Annotated in this window: 14 protein-coding genes; 6 read left to right on the forward strand and 8 right to left on the reverse strand. The window is 68.1% G+C overall.

Going from position 1 to position 14,805, the window contains the following annotated elements; all coding sequences use genetic code 11:
• Nucleotides 1–105 precede the first annotated feature (105 nt).
• The 6 genes from GEV10_09825 to GEV10_09850 are packed head-to-tail and all read left to right on the forward strand — an operon-like array spanning nucleotide 106 to nucleotide 6,771.
• Complete coding sequence (locus tag GEV10_09825; protein ID MQA78756.1) at nucleotides 106–1,503, forward strand: glutamine synthetase; 1,398 nt, start codon at nucleotides 106–108, stop codon at nucleotides 1,501–1,503.
• Between the two features lie 45 nt (nucleotides 1,504–1,548).
• Entirely contained in the window at nucleotides 1,549–2,478 is a 930-nt protein-coding gene (locus GEV10_09830) for a glutamine amidotransferase (GenBank protein ID MQA78757.1), read from the forward strand.
• The gene (locus tag GEV10_09835; protein ID MQA78758.1) at nucleotides 2,466–3,251 is read left to right on the forward strand and encodes a GXGXG motif-containing protein; all 786 of its coding nucleotides are present in this window, start codon (nucleotides 2,466–2,468) and stop codon (nucleotides 3,249–3,251) included. The genes GEV10_09830 and GEV10_09835 overlap by 13 nt, the downstream gene beginning before the upstream one ends.
• Nucleotides 3,252–3,261: 10 nt before the next feature.
• Nucleotides 3,262–4,671, forward strand: coding sequence for an FMN-binding glutamate synthase family protein (locus tag GEV10_09840; protein ID MQA78759.1), 1,410 nt, complete (start codon nucleotides 3,262–3,264; stop codon nucleotides 4,669–4,671).
• Nucleotides 4,664–5,131 carry a hypothetical protein gene (locus GEV10_09845; protein MQA78760.1) on the forward strand — a complete coding sequence of 156 codons (468 nt, stop codon included), beginning with the start codon at nucleotides 4,664–4,666 and terminating at the stop codon, nucleotides 5,129–5,131. Before GEV10_09840 ends, GEV10_09845 begins: the two co-directional genes overlap by 8 nt.
• A 41-nt stretch (nucleotides 5,132–5,172) precedes the next feature.
• Nucleotides 5,173–6,771: an amino acid permease gene (locus tag GEV10_09850; GenBank protein ID MQA78761.1), complete on the forward strand. Its 1,599-nt coding sequence runs from the start codon at nucleotides 5,173–5,175 to the stop codon at nucleotides 6,769–6,771.
• Between the two features lie 4 nt (nucleotides 6,772–6,775).
• On the opposite strand, the gene GEV10_09855 is transcribed toward GEV10_09850, so the two are convergent.
• From GEV10_09855 to GEV10_09890, 8 genes are all read right to left on the reverse strand, one after another.
• Nucleotides 6,776–7,795, reverse strand: coding sequence for an amidohydrolase family protein (locus GEV10_09855; GenBank protein ID MQA78762.1), 1,020 nt, complete (start codon nucleotides 7,793–7,795; stop codon nucleotides 6,776–6,778).
• Entirely contained in the window at nucleotides 7,621–8,385 is a 765-nt protein-coding gene (locus GEV10_09860; GenBank protein MQA78763.1) for a helix-turn-helix domain-containing protein, read from the reverse strand. Before GEV10_09860 ends, GEV10_09855 begins: the two co-directional genes overlap by 175 nt.
• A 103-nt stretch (nucleotides 8,386–8,488) precedes the next feature.
• Nucleotides 8,489–9,691 carry an NAD(P)/FAD-dependent oxidoreductase gene (locus GEV10_09865; protein ID MQA78764.1) on the reverse strand — a complete coding sequence of 401 codons (1,203 nt, stop codon included), beginning with the start codon at nucleotides 9,689–9,691 and terminating at the stop codon, nucleotides 8,489–8,491.
• Nucleotides 9,688–9,882 (reverse strand): ferredoxin, encoded by a 195-nt coding sequence (locus GEV10_09870; GenBank protein ID MQA78765.1) that lies wholly within the window; start codon nucleotides 9,880–9,882, stop codon nucleotides 9,688–9,690. Before GEV10_09870 ends, GEV10_09865 begins: the two co-directional genes overlap by 4 nt.
• Nucleotides 9,879–11,102 (reverse strand): cytochrome P450, encoded by a 1,224-nt coding sequence (locus GEV10_09875; protein ID MQA78766.1) that lies wholly within the window; start codon nucleotides 11,100–11,102, stop codon nucleotides 9,879–9,881. Before GEV10_09875 ends, GEV10_09870 begins: the two co-directional genes overlap by 4 nt.
• A gap of 20 nt (nucleotides 11,103–11,122) precedes the next feature.
• Nucleotides 11,123–12,163 (reverse strand): ATP-binding cassette domain-containing protein, encoded by a 1,041-nt coding sequence (locus GEV10_09880; GenBank protein MQA78767.1) that lies wholly within the window; start codon nucleotides 12,161–12,163, stop codon nucleotides 11,123–11,125.
• Nucleotides 12,156–13,223, reverse strand: coding sequence for an ATP-binding cassette domain-containing protein (locus tag GEV10_09885; GenBank protein ID MQA78768.1), 1,068 nt, complete (start codon nucleotides 13,221–13,223; stop codon nucleotides 12,156–12,158). Before GEV10_09885 ends, GEV10_09880 begins: the two co-directional genes overlap by 8 nt.
• Nucleotides 13,220–14,791 carry a hypothetical protein gene (locus GEV10_09890; protein MQA78769.1) on the reverse strand — a complete coding sequence of 524 codons (1,572 nt, stop codon included), beginning with the start codon at nucleotides 14,789–14,791 and terminating at the stop codon, nucleotides 13,220–13,222. The genes GEV10_09885 and GEV10_09890 overlap by 4 nt, the downstream gene beginning before the upstream one ends.
• Between the last annotated feature and the right edge of the window lie 14 nt (nucleotides 14,792–14,805).

Raw genomic sequence — 14,805 nt, forward strand, 5'->3', positions numbered from 1 at the left:
GCTACGGCCCACCGCGGACGAAATCACCGTCGAGGTGTTGTCTCCTTGCACGGGACAGAGTTTACTGGCCGTGGACGTCATGGGCCTGGCCGAGGAGACCATCAGATGAGTTCCGATCTCGAACAGTTCGTCGGCCGACCAGGCCGCGAGGACCAGATCGCCGAGGTACGTCGCGAGATCGACGAACGCGAGGTCGAGTACATCTACCTCCAGTTCGTCTCGGTCACCGGCAGGATCGTCGGCAAGGGGGTGCCCGCCAAACACTGGGAGAAGTTCGCCCACGACGGCTTCCAGCTCGTCTACGGCGCGACGGCGAACCTCTTCACCGACCGGCACGGGGACTACATCGGCTACGGCGCGGAGGCGCGTGAGCTGATCGGCATCCCCGACGTCGAGACGTTCTGCGTCCTGCCCTGGGACAGCAAGACCGCGCGGGTGTTCTGCACGCTGTTCCGCGGTCGTGAGGAGGACGTCGACGGCGGCGCGTTCCTGACGTCCGACTGCCGGGGCAACCTGCGACGCCTGCACGAGGACTTCGAACGCGAGACCGGACTGCACCTGCGGGTCGGCACCGAGCCGGAGATGATGTGGCTCAAGCTCAACCCCGACGGCACACCGTCCGTCGAGGGCAAGACGAAGCCCTACTGCTACCACATCGACCAGTTCGCCGAGCTGCAGCCGTTGATCCACAAGGTGAACGAGTACGCCACGGCGATGGGTCTCGACATGATCCAGGGCGACCACGAGGACGCGCCCGGGCAGCTCGAGCTGAACTGGCAGTTCGACCGCGCGGAACTCACCGCCGACCGGCTCACCACCTACCGGCAGATCTGCCGTCAGGTGGGACGCGAGCTCGGCGCGTTCCCCTGCTTCATGCCGAAGCCGTTCATGGGCGTCTCGGCGAACGGCTGCCACCACAACATCTCCCTCTGGACCGGCGACGAGAACGCGTTCCTGCCCGACGGCGACAACCCGCGGATGCCGAGCAAGGTCGGCCTCGCCTCGATCGGCGGCGTGCTCGAGCACCTCGACGCGCTCACCTGCCTCACCGCGCCGACGGTGAACTCGTACCGGAGGCTCTGGGACACCGGCTTCTGGGCGCCGTTGTACGCAGACTGGGGCTTCCAGAACCGCACGACGGCGCTGCGGGTCAGCGCTCCCGGCAGGTTCGAGTACCGCTCGGTCGACTCGGCGGTCAACCCGTACCTGTCGATGGCCGGCCTGCTGAAGGCGATGGAGGACGGCATCGCCCGCAACGTCGACCCGGGCCAGCCGGAGGAGCGCAACATCTACGACGCGATGGCCGAGGGCAAGCAGGTACGCAAGATCCCGATGACCCTCGGCGACGCGCTCGACGCCCTTCGAGCCGACGAGGTCGTCAAGAGCGCGCTGCCCGGTGACATGTATCGAGTCTTCGAGCACTACAAGCGCGACGAGTGGGAGCGCTTCTGCGCGCAGGTGACCGAGTGGGACGTCGCGGAGTACCTGGACATCCTGCCCTGATTCCCCCCACCCACCCTCACTCCGTACGGGGAAGGAGCCGCGCCGATGTGCGGGATCGCCGGCATCATCCATCGAGGCGACAGCGGAGCCGTCGGGCACGAGATGGCATCCATGCTGCAGGCCATGAGACACCGCGGCCCGGACTCCACGGGCTACGCGCTGTACGGCGAGAAGACCGACCTCCTCGTCATGCGGTTCAAGCTCGCCGACCCGAACGACTCCGGCGACTTCTCCTACGGGGACCGGCTCGCGCGCAGCAGGCGCGAGGTGGAGTCGCGGCTCGCCAAGATCGGCGCGACCATCGACAGGGTCGACGGCGCGAACGAGTACGCGTACCGGGCGACGTTCCGTTACGAGGGTGAGCTGAAGCCGCTCGCCGACTACGTCGAGGACGTGCCCGGCGCCGAGATCCTCTCCATCGGCTACTCGCTCGAGATCGTGAAGGACCTCGGCGACGCCGCGACGGTCGCCGAGCAGTACCGGCTGGACGACTTCCAGGGCACGCACGCGATCGGCCACGTCAGGATGGCGACCGAGTCCGACGTCGACATCGCGGGCGCGCACCCGTACTGGGCGTACCCGTTCTCCGACGTCGCGGTCGTGCACAACGGACAGCTGACGAACTACCACGGGTGGCGGCGCCGGCTGGAACGACTCGGGCACAGGTTCCAGTCCGAATGCGACTCGGAGATCATCGCCGTCTACCTCGCCCAGCGGATGGCCGACGGGCTGTCCCTGGAGACGGCGATGAAGCAGAGCCTCGACGACCTCGACGGCGTGTTCACGTACCTGGTGGTGACCGAGGACAGCCTCGGCATGGCCAAGGACGAGATGGCCGCCAAGCCGCTCGTCCTGTACGAGACCGACGACCTTGTCGCAATGGCGTCGGAGGAGGGCTCGATCCGTGCGGTGGTGAACCGGGAGATCGACACGTACGACCCCTACGAAGGGGAGGTGATGGTGTGGCACCGGTGACTCAGCGCGGTAGGTACGACAACCGCGGCCTGGCCGAGCCCGACACCGTCGCACCCGAGACGGCAGTCGTCAGCGGCCACACCGCGACGCTCGACGCGGCCGACCTGACCACGCGCCAGGTGAACCTCGAGCTCCGCAGGTTGCTCTACTCCTGCGGCGTCACCGAGGTCACCCTGCAGAACCCGGGCGCGCGTCACTCGCTCGCCGTGGGGCTGCTGCTGCGGTGCAGGATCACGATCGAGGGCAGCCTCGGCTACTTCGGCTGCGGCCTGATCGACGGTCCCGAGATCCACATCACGGGACGCGTCGGCTGGTCGGTGGCGGAGAACATGATGTCCGGCGTCATCGTCATCGACAAGAATGCGGGCTCGCTCACCGGTGCCGCGCTGCGCGGCGGTGACCTCGTGGTGCGAGGTCACGTCGGCGCGCGGACGGGCATCGACCAGAAGGGCGGCACGATCATCGTCGGCGGCAACGCCGGCTCGATGACCGGGTTCATGATGCAGCGTGGGCGGCAGATCCTCTGCGGTGACGTCGGCCACGGCATGGGCGACTCGATGTACGACGGCGCGATCTACGTCGCGGGCAAGGTGGCGTCGCTCGGCATCGACTGCGTGGAGGCGGAGCTGGTCGCGGAGGACGAGGAGTTCCTCGACCGCAAGTTCAAGAGCTACCGGCTCGACCGTCCAGACACCTTCCGCAAGTTCGTGTGCGGCAAGAAGTTGTGGAACTACGACAACTTGGAGCCGAACGAACGCAAGCTCGTCCTGTAGAGGGGTAGGCATGTCCAACGACGAGTCGGTGCACGCCCTCGGCCGCAGCCGCATCTTCACGCCCGAGGTCATCAACGACATCCACACGAAGGCCGAGCTCGGTCGGTACCGGATGCGCGGCTTCTCGATGTTCAAGCCGATCCCGCACTGGGACGAGCTGATGTTCCTGCCGGGCACGCTGACCAGGTTCGTCATCGAGGGGTACCGGGAGAAGTGCACCACCAAGACGGTGCTCGGCGCGCGGTTCGCCAAGAAGCCGCTCGAGCTCGACATCCCCGTCTACATCACGGGGATGAGCTTCGGCGCGCTGTCACTCGAGGCGAAGATGGCGCTGGCCAAGGGCGCCTCGATGGCCGGTACCGCGACGTGCTCCGGCGAGGGCGGGATGATCCCGCCGGAACGCGACCTGTCCACCAAGTGGTACTACCAGGTGATCCAGAGCCGGTACGGCTTCAACCCGCACCACCTGATGCTGGCCGACGGCGTCGAGTTCTTCATCGGGCAGGGCTGCAAGGTCGGCCTCGGCGGGCACCTGATGGGCCAGAAGGTGACGGAGCAGGTCGCCGAGATGCGCTCATTGCCGGCCGGCATCGACCAGCGCAGCCCGGCACGTCATCCCGACTGGCTCGGCCCCGACGACCTGTCGCTCAAGGTGCAGGAGATCCGCGAGGCCACCGACTACCAGGTGCCGATCCAGCTCAAGCTCGGCGCCGCACGCGTCTACGACGACGTGCGCATGGCCGCGAAGTGCGGGCCCGACATCATCTACCTCGACGGGGCTGAAGGTGGAACCGGTGCGGGCCCGCACCTCGCCACGGAGGAGACCGGCGTGCCACTGATGTCGGCGATACCCGAGGCACGTCGCGCGCTCGAGGACGTCGGCCTCGCGGACGAGATCGACCTCGTCGTCGCGGGCGGGATACGTAACGGTGGCGACGTCGCGAAGTGCATCGCGCTCGGCGCGACCGCCGTCGCGATCGGGCACTCGTCGCTGATGGCGTTGAACTGCAACAAGGAGATCCCAGGCGTCACCGACTACGAGGGCACGATCGGGGTGCCGGCCGGCCAGTGCTACCACTGCCACACCGGACGCTGCCCCGTCGGCATCACGACCCAGGACCCCGAGCTGCGCAAGCGGCTGAAGGTCGACGAGGCCGCCGAGCGCGTCTACAACTTCCTGCACACGCTGACCCTCGAGGTGCAGATGCTGGCGCGCGCGTGCGGCAAGACGAACGTGCACAGCCTCGAGCCCGAGGACCTCTGCGCGCTCACCACGGAGGCGGCGGCGATGGCCAAGGTGCCGCTGGCCGGCACCAACTACGTGCCGGGCGTCACCGAGGAGCGCACGCTCGGCGAGATCAAGGCGCTGCTGGAGAAGCACGTGGCGAACGACGGCATGGGAGGCGGCCACGATGTCTGACGTCTCTCCGAAGACCCAGTTCGACCTGGCCGACCGCCGGCTGTCCGGCACCAGCGGCATCGACACCGAGGAGCTCACCGGGCGGACGTTCCCCTACCAGTTCGACCAGAGCCTGGTCGACGACATCGACCTGGTCGCCGCGACACCCGGCGAGGACCTGAACTGGCTCGAGGACATCCACCTGATGACCGAGGACGGCGTGCCCGCCGTCTTCGACCGCTACACCAACGCATTCCTCAAGATCCACTTCGAGATCCCCGCCGGGCGCGAGGACGAGTACGCGCGCAAGGTGCTGATCAAGCACCTGCAGGAGGGCAACTCGTACGGCATCTGGCTCAAACACCAGCACGCGAAGTTCCCCCAGCCCGAGCTCGGGTCGTGGCTGCAGGGGTCGGCGACGGTCGGCGAGGACTGGAGCCCACCCCGACTGGAGGGCTGGCAGCCACCGGTCGGGCACTGACCGACACCACCAGCGGGGGTGAGAAATCTGGGGAGCCCGTCATGACGGACAACACGGCGACTCCATCGACGGTCACGGGTACCGCCGACCACGGTCTGCAGCGCACGATCGGCTGGAAGGGCGCGTTCTGGATCGCCAGCGGCGTCCCGGCGCTCGTGCTGTTCTCCGTCGGCTCGATCGCCGCGACCATCGGCACGCCGTCCGTCCTGGTATGGACGGTGTCGGTGGTGCTCGGGCTGGTGCAGTGCCTCACCTACGCGGAGATCGCGGGCATGTACCCGCAGAAGTCCGGCGGCGCGTCCGTCTACGGGGCGATGGCGTGGCTGCCGTACTCGAAGTTCATCGCGCCGGTCTCCGTCTGGTGCAACTGGCTCGCCTGGTCACCCGTGCTCACCATCGGCGCGAGCCTCGCCGCGGGGTACGTGCTCACCGCGCTGTTCCCCGCGGACGCCGCGATCAACACCTGGTCGCTCTCGCTCGTCGACCTCGGGTTCCTGAAGGACGGCCTGGCGATCAGGCTGAACGCGCAGTTCGTCATCGCGGTGGCGTTCCTGCTGCTGGTGTTCGCGCTGCAGCACCACGGCATCCTGCGTGCGGCCCGGGTGCAGATGATCGTGGGCATCGCGGTGCTCGTCCCGCTCGTCGTCGTCGGCGTCGTACCGCTGCTCACCGGTGACGTCGTCAGCACGAGCTTCGCGCCGTTCGCGCCACTGAGCGGAGCGTGGGACCTGGACGGCTGGACGTTGTTCGCCGGCGGCCTGTTCCTCGCGGCGTGGTCGGCGTACGCCTTCGAGACCGCGATCTGTTACACGCGCGAGCTGAAGGACCCTGGCCGCGACACGGTGAAGGCGATCGTCTCCGCCGGGCTGGTGTGCCTGTTGATCTACACGTTGGTGCCGTTCAGCTTCCAGGGAGCCCTCGGCGTCGAGCGACTGCTGACCGACCCCATCGTGGCCGGCACGGGTGTGGCCTCCGCGATGGTCGACATGGTCGGCGGTGGGGCCGTGATCGGCAACCTGCTCACCGTGATGCTGATCCTGGCACTGCTGCTCACGATCATGACCACGATGGCCGGCTCGTCGCGCACCCTGTACCAGGGGTCGCTGGACGGCTGGCTGCCGAAGTACCTGGGCAAGGCGAACAAGCACGGCGCACCGACCCGCGCGATGTGGACCGACCTGGCGTTCAACCTGGTGCTGCTGCTGTTGAGCGACACGGTGTTCGTGCTCGCGGCGTCCACCGTCTGCTACATGATCTTCAACTTCCTCAACCTGAACGCCGGCTGGCTGCACCGCATCGACAACAGGGACGCGCACCGACCGTGGCGCGCACCGACCGCGCTCATCGCGATCGGCGGCATCCTCGGCTTCGGCAACGCGCTGCTGCTCGGCTGGGGCGCGGCGGTCTGGGGACCGGGTGCGCTGTGGACCGGCCTGGTGTTCGCGGCGCTGATCGTGCCGGTGTTCCTGTTCCGCCACTACGGCAGGGACAAGGGCACGTTCCCGCCGTCCATGTACGAGGGCCCGGAAGGCACCGCCGTAGCGCCGGTACGCCGCGCGGGCGTCCTCCCGTACCTGACGATCGCAGGCGGCATCACGATGGTGGTCGTCGGGCAGGTCCTCTCCCACCTCGCCGGCTGACCGTTCAGGTCAGGCCCAACGCAGAACGCGGGTCACCGTCGACGAGCCAGTCGAGGGTCTCGGGACGAATCGCGGGGAAGCCCGGCGGCTGGACGCTCGCGATCTCCCGCAGGCCTTCGACCGCCTCGGTCGGGGTCCACAGCGGGAAGTCGGAGCCGAACAGCAGCTTGTCCACGACGTCCCACTCCTGAGCTCTCACGAGTGCGTGGTAACCGTCGAACGGTCGGGCCCAGGCCGCCGAGACGTCGGTGAAGACCCTGCGGTTCTTTCGGCAGACCACCATGGTCTCGCGCTGCCAAGGGTGACCCATGTGTGCCATCACCTGGGTGAGGTCCGGGTGCCGTCGAGCGACCTCGTCGACCACGAGTGGCTGGCTGACGGCCAGCTCGCCGGCCGGACTGGGCGTCGCGCCCATGTGCCAGAGAACGACCATCCCCTCGTCGGCTGCGGCTCGGTAGAACGGATCGAAGCGCTCGTCCCTGGGATCGAACCGCGCCAGGACCGGGTACAGCTTGATCCCGCGCAGACCACGAGCCACGCCGTCGGCGAACTGTTCGCGCACGTCCTGGTCGGTCGGGTCGAGTGCCATGAAACCGATGGTCTCGGTCGTCGTCTCGGCGCAGAACCATTCGACGTACTCGTTCGGTGTCGCGACGCCCACGGCCGTCGCCCGTAGACCGAACACCGCGGCAACGGTCACCCCACCGGCGGCCATCGCCTTGTCGTACTCACCGGGGGTGAAGCTGTCGGCGGCACGGCCGTAGACCGGTCTCCAGTGGTCGTCCCACTCCGGGCCCCAGTGCTGCGGCTGCTGGCAGTGCGTATGGATGTCGAACACGCGACAAGGTCCTATCGCTCGTGTACTGCCGGCTGGAGGGACCGACGAGCGACGCGCAGGGCGGCCACGGTGTCCGGGTCGTCGGCCAGCTCGGCAGCGGTCTCGGTGAGCCGGTCGACGTACGACTGTCGCCGGTCGGGGCCGAACTCGCCCGAGGCACCGGACACGCTCACCGCTGCGAGACACTCGCCGTCGACCGTGACCGGAACGGCCACGCAGCGGAGCCCGTGGCTGCGCTCGTCGTCGTCGAAGGCATGGCCGCGTCGCCGGGTGCGTCGCAGCTCGCGGACGAACTCGTCGTATCCGGTGATCGTGTGTTCGGTGAAGGGGACGAACGGTTCGGGCGGCAGGTGCACGGCGAGCTCGTCCGGGTTCGCATGAGCGAGCAGCACCTTGCCCAGGCCCGTGCAGTACGCGTGGTCGCGCATGCCGACGGCGGCCTGGAACCGGATGGGACGATCGGGCTCGTGCACGCACACGTGGATGACCTGTGTCCCGTCGAGCATCCCGAGGTTGGCGGTCTGGCCGGTCCGTTCTGCCAACGGCGCCAGGTAGGGGTCCGCCACGACCGACAGGTCGAGAGCCGCGAGGTAGGCGTCGGACAGCTGCAGGACCTTGTGTCCCAGTCGATACGACGGTCGCGCATCCACCCGGACCACGTAGTCCATCTCGTCGAGCACACTGAGCAACCGCACGAGAGTGCTCTTCGGTAGCCCGGTGGCGTCGACGAAGTCGTTGAGGGTCCGTGGCTCCTGGCTGCCGGCCAACGACTCCATCAGAGCGAGCCCACGGGCCAGTGCATTCGAGTGGTAGGTGGCCGACTCCGGGCCGCCCTCGAGCACTCGAGCCGCGCTCGAGACAGCGCTCTTACGCCTCGAACTAGGTACGCTCGGCAACGCAAACCTCCTGCCATGGAACCTGACCGGCGACCAGGCTACGTGCTCGAAGAAGCTCTCGCGGAGCACGCCATCCGAGCGCGCCCACCACGCGCCCGCCGCTACCGTAGAGAGCGACGAACGTGTCCTCGTTCGGGTCGCCATGGATCACTGCGAACTCGGTGGCGGCGGTCACACTCCCGTACACCTGGATCTTGACCCCGAACTGGTCGCTCCAGAAATAGGGCACGGGCAGGTACGGCTCGTCCGCACCGAGCATGTTGCGAGCCGCGGTGATCGCCTGCTCGGTGGCGTTCGTGCGGTGCTCGACACGCAGACGGGCTCCGCTCCCCCGGTGAGTCCAGCTGGCGACGTCGCCGGCGGCATGGACTCCGGGTGCCGCCTGACACCTGGGATCGCAGACGACGCCGTCATCGATGCGCAGGCCACTGTGCCCGAGCCACTGCGTCGCCGGGGTCGCACCGATGGCTATCAGGATGCAGCCGGTCCGCACGACGGTGCCGTCGGTGAGCACCGCGTCGACGCCGCCGCCGTCTCGGGGCAGGCAGTGCCGGAGCGCGGTCTCCGTCCTGACATCCACCCCACGCTCGGTGTGCAGCCGGTGCAGACGCTCCGCGACGACACGACCGAGTTGTCGACGCATCGGAGCCCGCTCGGCGTCGACCATCGTCACCTGCCTGCCGAGCACGGTGAGCGTGGCGGCCACCTCGGTTCCGAGGAAACCTGCCCCGACGACGAGCACCGGATCGGCGGTCAGAGCCGCGGCCCGGAAGGCGAGGGCGTCGTCCAGCGTTCGCAACACGTGTACGCCGGGGGATCCGGCCATGGCCGGGATCTCACGGGGTCGCACGCCTGTCGCGATCAGCAGCGCGTCGTACTCGAGCCGGCTCGCGTCGTCGAGCGTCACCGTCCGGTCGCGCACGTCGAGGCCGACGGCCGACCTCCCCAGGCGCATGCTCAGGTCGAGCTCCTCGTAGCTCGCCTCGGGTCTCAGCTCGGTCCGCGACGGCGCCCACGTGCCCGAGAGAACCTGCTTGGACAGGGGCGGACGATCATAGGGTGCTCGTCTCTCGGCGCCCACGAGAGTGATCTCTCCGTCGAACGCTTCTGCCCGCAGCGTCTCCACGGCGGTGAGACCGGCCGCCGACGCACCCACGACCACGATGCGTCGAGGTGCGACCGTCACGCGTCGTCCACGGTGATCGCCCGGGCAGGACACAGTCGGGCCGCCAACCTGACCGCGTCGGCCTGGTCCTGGCCGGGAGCGCTCTGCAGGACCAGGACCAGACCGTCGTCGTCCTGGTCGAACACGTCGGAGGCGGCGAGGACACACTGACCACCGCCGACGCAGGCATCGACATCCACGCTGACCTTCATGCCCGGACTCCTTGTCGGTCGCCGTCCACGGGCGGGTCCCACGTGATCGGCAGCTCCACGAGGCTGAGGAACGCGTACTCCTTGACGGTGAGCTGACCGGTCTCGACCGCCAGACGCAGGGTGGGGATGCGCCGGAACAATGTCTCGAAGACCACCTGGAGCTCGATCCGTGCCAGTGACTGACCGAGGCACTGATGCACGCCGTAACCGAACGCGACATGGTGCCGCGCCTCCCGGTGGATGTCGAACGCGTCAGGGTCGGGAAAGGCGGCTCCGTCGCGGTTGGCGCCCGCGATCACCGGGATCACACCGTCGCCTGCCGCGATGACCTCTCCCGCGATCTCGATGGCGTCGGTGGCGACCCGGGTCGGCGAGATGTGGAACACGCTGATGTAGCGCAGCAGCTCCTCGACCGCCTGCGGCACGAGCGTGGGATCTGTCCGCAGCTGGGCGAGCTGCTCGGGATTGCTCAGCAGGGTGAGGACGCCGAGGCCGATCATGTTCGTGGTTGTCTCGTGGCCCGCCGTGATGAGGAGCCGGATCGCCGCGATCAGCTCGTCGCGCTCGATCGTCCCGGCCGCGAGCTGTTCCTGCACCAGCACGCTGACGAGCCCGTCGTCGGGCTGACGTTGCTTGACGGCGATGAGCCGGTCGACGTAGTCGAGCATCTGGTCGGTGGCACGCCGGACGGCCTCGGGAGACGTGCCCAAGGTGTTGCGCTCGTTGTCGAGCCGCTGGAAGAAGAACCGCTCCTCCACCGGGATGCCGAGTACGCGGCAGATCGTCCGGGCAGGCACCTCACGCGCCAACAGCTCCACGAGATCCACCGGTGGGCCGAGGTTCGCGATGCCCGTGACGAGGTCGTCCACGATCTCCTGCACGATCGGCCGGAGGGTCTCGATTCGCTTGATGGCGAAGTAGCGCGTGAAGACGCGACGCAGCCTGCCGTGCTCGGGCGGGTCCATCATGATGAAGGTCCGGCCCGACGTCTCCAGCGCCGCACGCCCCGGACTCGGATAGGGGAAGTCCTCGTTGGTCCGGTCGGCGCTGATCCGCGGATCGCTCAGCAACGAGCGCGCCTCCTCGTAACCGGTCACGAGCCAGGCCACCCGACCGTCCCAGAGCCTGACCCTTGCCAGCCCCCCGGCGTCTCGTACCCGCCGATATCCCGACGGGGGATCGAGCGGCGACTCCCTCGTCATCGGGAAGTCAGGAAGCATGGGAACGGGGTCGTCGATCCTCACCGAGGTCCCTCACCTTCGTCGAGCGGCTGATGTGCGGACGACGAGACGTTCGTCGTCGACGAGGTCAGCGGGGCCGCGTAGTGACACGCACTCGGGTGACGTGCCTCGCCACGTACGCTCAGCGCCGGGTCCTCGTCGGCGCAACGCTCGTCGGCCTTCCAGCAGCGCGTGCGGAAGTGGCAGCCCGACGGCAGGTCGTACGGCGTGGGCAGTTCGCCCTGGACCCGGATGCGCGCCTGCTGCCCGCGCAGCCGTGGATCGGAGACGGGTACAGCCGAGAAGAGCGCCTGCGTGTACGGGTGGTTCGCGTACCGGTAGATCTCGTCACGGGACCCTGACTCGACGATCCGGCCGAGATACATGACCGCCACCTGGTCGCAGATGTGGTGCACCACGGACAGGTCGTGAGCGATGAGCAGGTAGGCGACACCGAGTTCTCGTTGCAGCCTGGCGAGCAGGTTGATGATCTGCGCCTGGATGGAGACGTCGAGCGCCGAGACCGGCTCGTCCAGGATCAGGAGGCTCGGGTCGAGCATCAGCGCCCGGGCGATCACGATGCGCTGGCGCTGACCGCCGGAGAACTCGTGCGGGAACCTGTTCAGGTGGTCGGGGCTGAGGCCGACGAGCTCGAGCATCTCCTGCACGCGCACGTTCGACGCTCGACCTTCGTAGCACCCCTGCGCCCGCAGCGGTTCGGTCAGCAGCTGCCTGACGGTGCTGCGGGGGTTCAGCGACGCGTACGGATCCTGGAAGACGAACTGCACCTGCCGGCGAATCGGGCGCAGTCGTCGAGAGTCGTAGCGGGTGATGTCCTCCCCGCGGAAGCTCACCGTTCCCGACGTGGGCTCGATCAGCCGAGCCGCCGTCCGGCCGACGGTCGACTTGCCACAGCCCGACTCCCCCACGAGTCCGAAGGTCTCACCCGCCCGCAGGGTCAGCGAGACGCCGTCCACCGCCTTGACGATAGAGCCGGACCTTCCGGCGGCCGGACGGAAGTGCTTGACCAGGTTGTCGACACGGAGCACGACCTCAGACATCGATCCGGCTCTCCGCGAACGCCTGCACCTCGTCGGTCCAATGGCACCTGGACGTGTGCGACTCGCCGACGTCGACCAGCTCGGGTGGGTCCTCGCGACAGACGGCCCGGTCGCCGGAGAGCTGGCAACGTGGCTGGAACGAGCACCCCTTCGCCGGGTTCAGCGCACTCGGCGGCTGCCCGGGGATCGCAGCGAGGTCGTGACCGTCCTTGCCCGGCCCGCCGATGGCCGGCTTGCTCGCGATCAGACCGACCGTGTACGGATGCCTGGGAGCGTGGAAGATCTGGTCGACGTCACCGCACTCGACGACCTGGCCCGCGTACATGACGACCACCCGGTCGGCGAACTCGGCGATCACGGACAGGTCATGGGTGATCAGGACGAGCGACGCCCGAGTCTCGGCCTTCAGGCGGTGGAGCACCTCGAGCACCTGCGCCTGGATGGTGACGTCCAGTGCGGTCGTCGGCTCGTCGGCGATCAGCACCTGGGGACCGTTGGCGATGGCGATCGCGATACCGACCCGCTGTCGCATGCCGCCGGAGAGCTCGTGCGGGTAGCGCGTGAGTTGTCTGGCCGGGCTCGGCAACCCGACCATGTCCAGCAGCTCGGTCGCCCGCGCCCTGAGGCGCGCACGCGACTGCTGTGGTGAGTGCGCCTTGACGGCCTCGGCGACCTGCTTCCCGATGGGCATGACCGGGTTCAACGACGTCATCGGATCCTGGAAGACCATGCCGATCTGCGCGCCGCGCACCTGGCGCATCTCGCCCGCCGACAGGGTCAGCAGGTCTCGGCCGTCGAGGATCGCCTCTCCTCCGAGGATGCGACCCGGCGGCCGGGGAATCAGACCGAGGACGCTGAGGACCGTCTGGGTCTTCCCCGAGCCGCTCTCCCCGACGACCCCGAGAGTCTCTCCCGGCCGTACGTCGAAGCTCACCCGGTTGAGCACCTTCACCAGACCCTGGTCGGTCGCGTAGGCGACCTCCAACTCCCTGATCGAGAGGCCACCCGCTCGATCAGAGTCCGGCTGCCTCGGATCGTCGACCGCCGCGCCGCAGGTCATCGCTGTTTCCAGGTGTCACGCAAGAGCAGGTAGTTCTGCGAGTTCGCGACGAACCCGTGGACGTTCGCACTGCGGGCCACCGGCACGGTCCGACCGCCGACGACGATCATGGCCTGCCCGTCCATGCCGAGGTTCTGCAGCTCCTTCAGATCGGCCGCGTACGCCGCCTTGTCGGTCTGGGTACGCGCACTCGCCAACAGCCGGTAGAACTCGGGCGCCTGCTCCTGCCACCCGGTGGCGGCACCGAGAGCCTTGCCCCAGGTGTGCGCGATGTAGTCGTAGTCGGTGGGCTTCGGCACGGCACCGCCGAGCGCGATCCCGTACTTCTCCTTCGCGAGGACGGTGTCGGCCCAGGTCGCCAGGTCGACGGTACGGATCTTCATCGTGATGCCCGCCTTGGCGGCCGAGTCCTGGATGACCTGAGCCAGCACCTGGTAGTCGCTGCCGGCGTCGCTGTAGACGTACATCTCTCCGGCGTCGAACCCGTTCGGGTGCCCGGCGTCGGCGAGTAGCTGCTTGGCCTTGGCGATGTTCTGCTCGTCGTAAGACGCGGCGGCGTCGCTGAAGTCCGCCCTGCTGCTCGGCACGGGATTCGACGTCGGGGTGAAGATCCCGGGGAGCACCTTCTTGACCCCCGGGCGGTCGATGGCGTAGCTGAGTGCCTGGCGTACCCGCTTGTCCGACCACGGCTTCTCACGCGTGTTGACGAAGATCTCGTAGTAACCGCCCGGGACCTTGTCGCGCGGGACCTCGAGGGCCGCACCCCCCTTGGTGACCTGGTCGGTCTGCGCGTAGGACACCTCCGCCATCATGTCCACCTGGCCGCTCTGCAACTGCAGGAGAGCGGTGGACTGGTCCGGGATGACCTTGAACGTCACCTTGTCCAGGTAAGGCCGAGCGTCGCGCCAGTACCCGTCGTACTTCTCGAGCACGACCTGGTTGTTCGGGCTCCAGGACACGAACTTGAAGGGCCCGGACCCGATCGGCTCGGCGTTGTAGTCGGCCTTGGGACGTGCCGGTGCGACGAAGACGTCCTCGAGCGTGTTGAAGATCTCGATGTCCGGCTTGCTCAGCGCGAGGACGACGGTCAGCGGGTCCTTCGCCTCGACGGTCTCGACCGCACTCAGCAACGCCGACGTGCGTGACGCGGCCGGGTCCCGCGCCTGCTCGATCGAGAAGACCACGTCCTTGGACGTCAGCTTCGAACCGTCGTGGAACGTGACGCCGTCCTGGAGGTTCAGCGTTGCCGTCAGGCCGTCCTTCGACACGCTCCAGGTCTTGGCGATGGAGGGCTTCAGGGTGAAGTCGACGGGACTCCGTTCGATGAGCCGATCGTAGACGTTGACCAGCACATGGCGGTCGACCACCGAGGAGTACTGCCATGGATGCAGGCTGGTCGGGTCCGCGTTGACGGCTGCCACCAGCTCGCCGCCGGAGACGGGTTTGCCGGGGCCGCTTCCGCCGTTCGACGGCGACGCCGTCCCTCCGCCGGACGAGCAGCCGGTCAACGCCAGTCCGATCGCCAGCGTCACGCAGACGAGTCGTCGTCTGGCTGAGATACCCCTCATGGAAACTCCTTGGG

The organism is Streptosporangiales bacterium (genome assembly GCA_009379955.1).
In the GTDB taxonomy this organism is placed as follows: domain Bacteria; phylum Actinomycetota; class Actinomycetes; order Streptosporangiales; family WHST01; genus WHST01.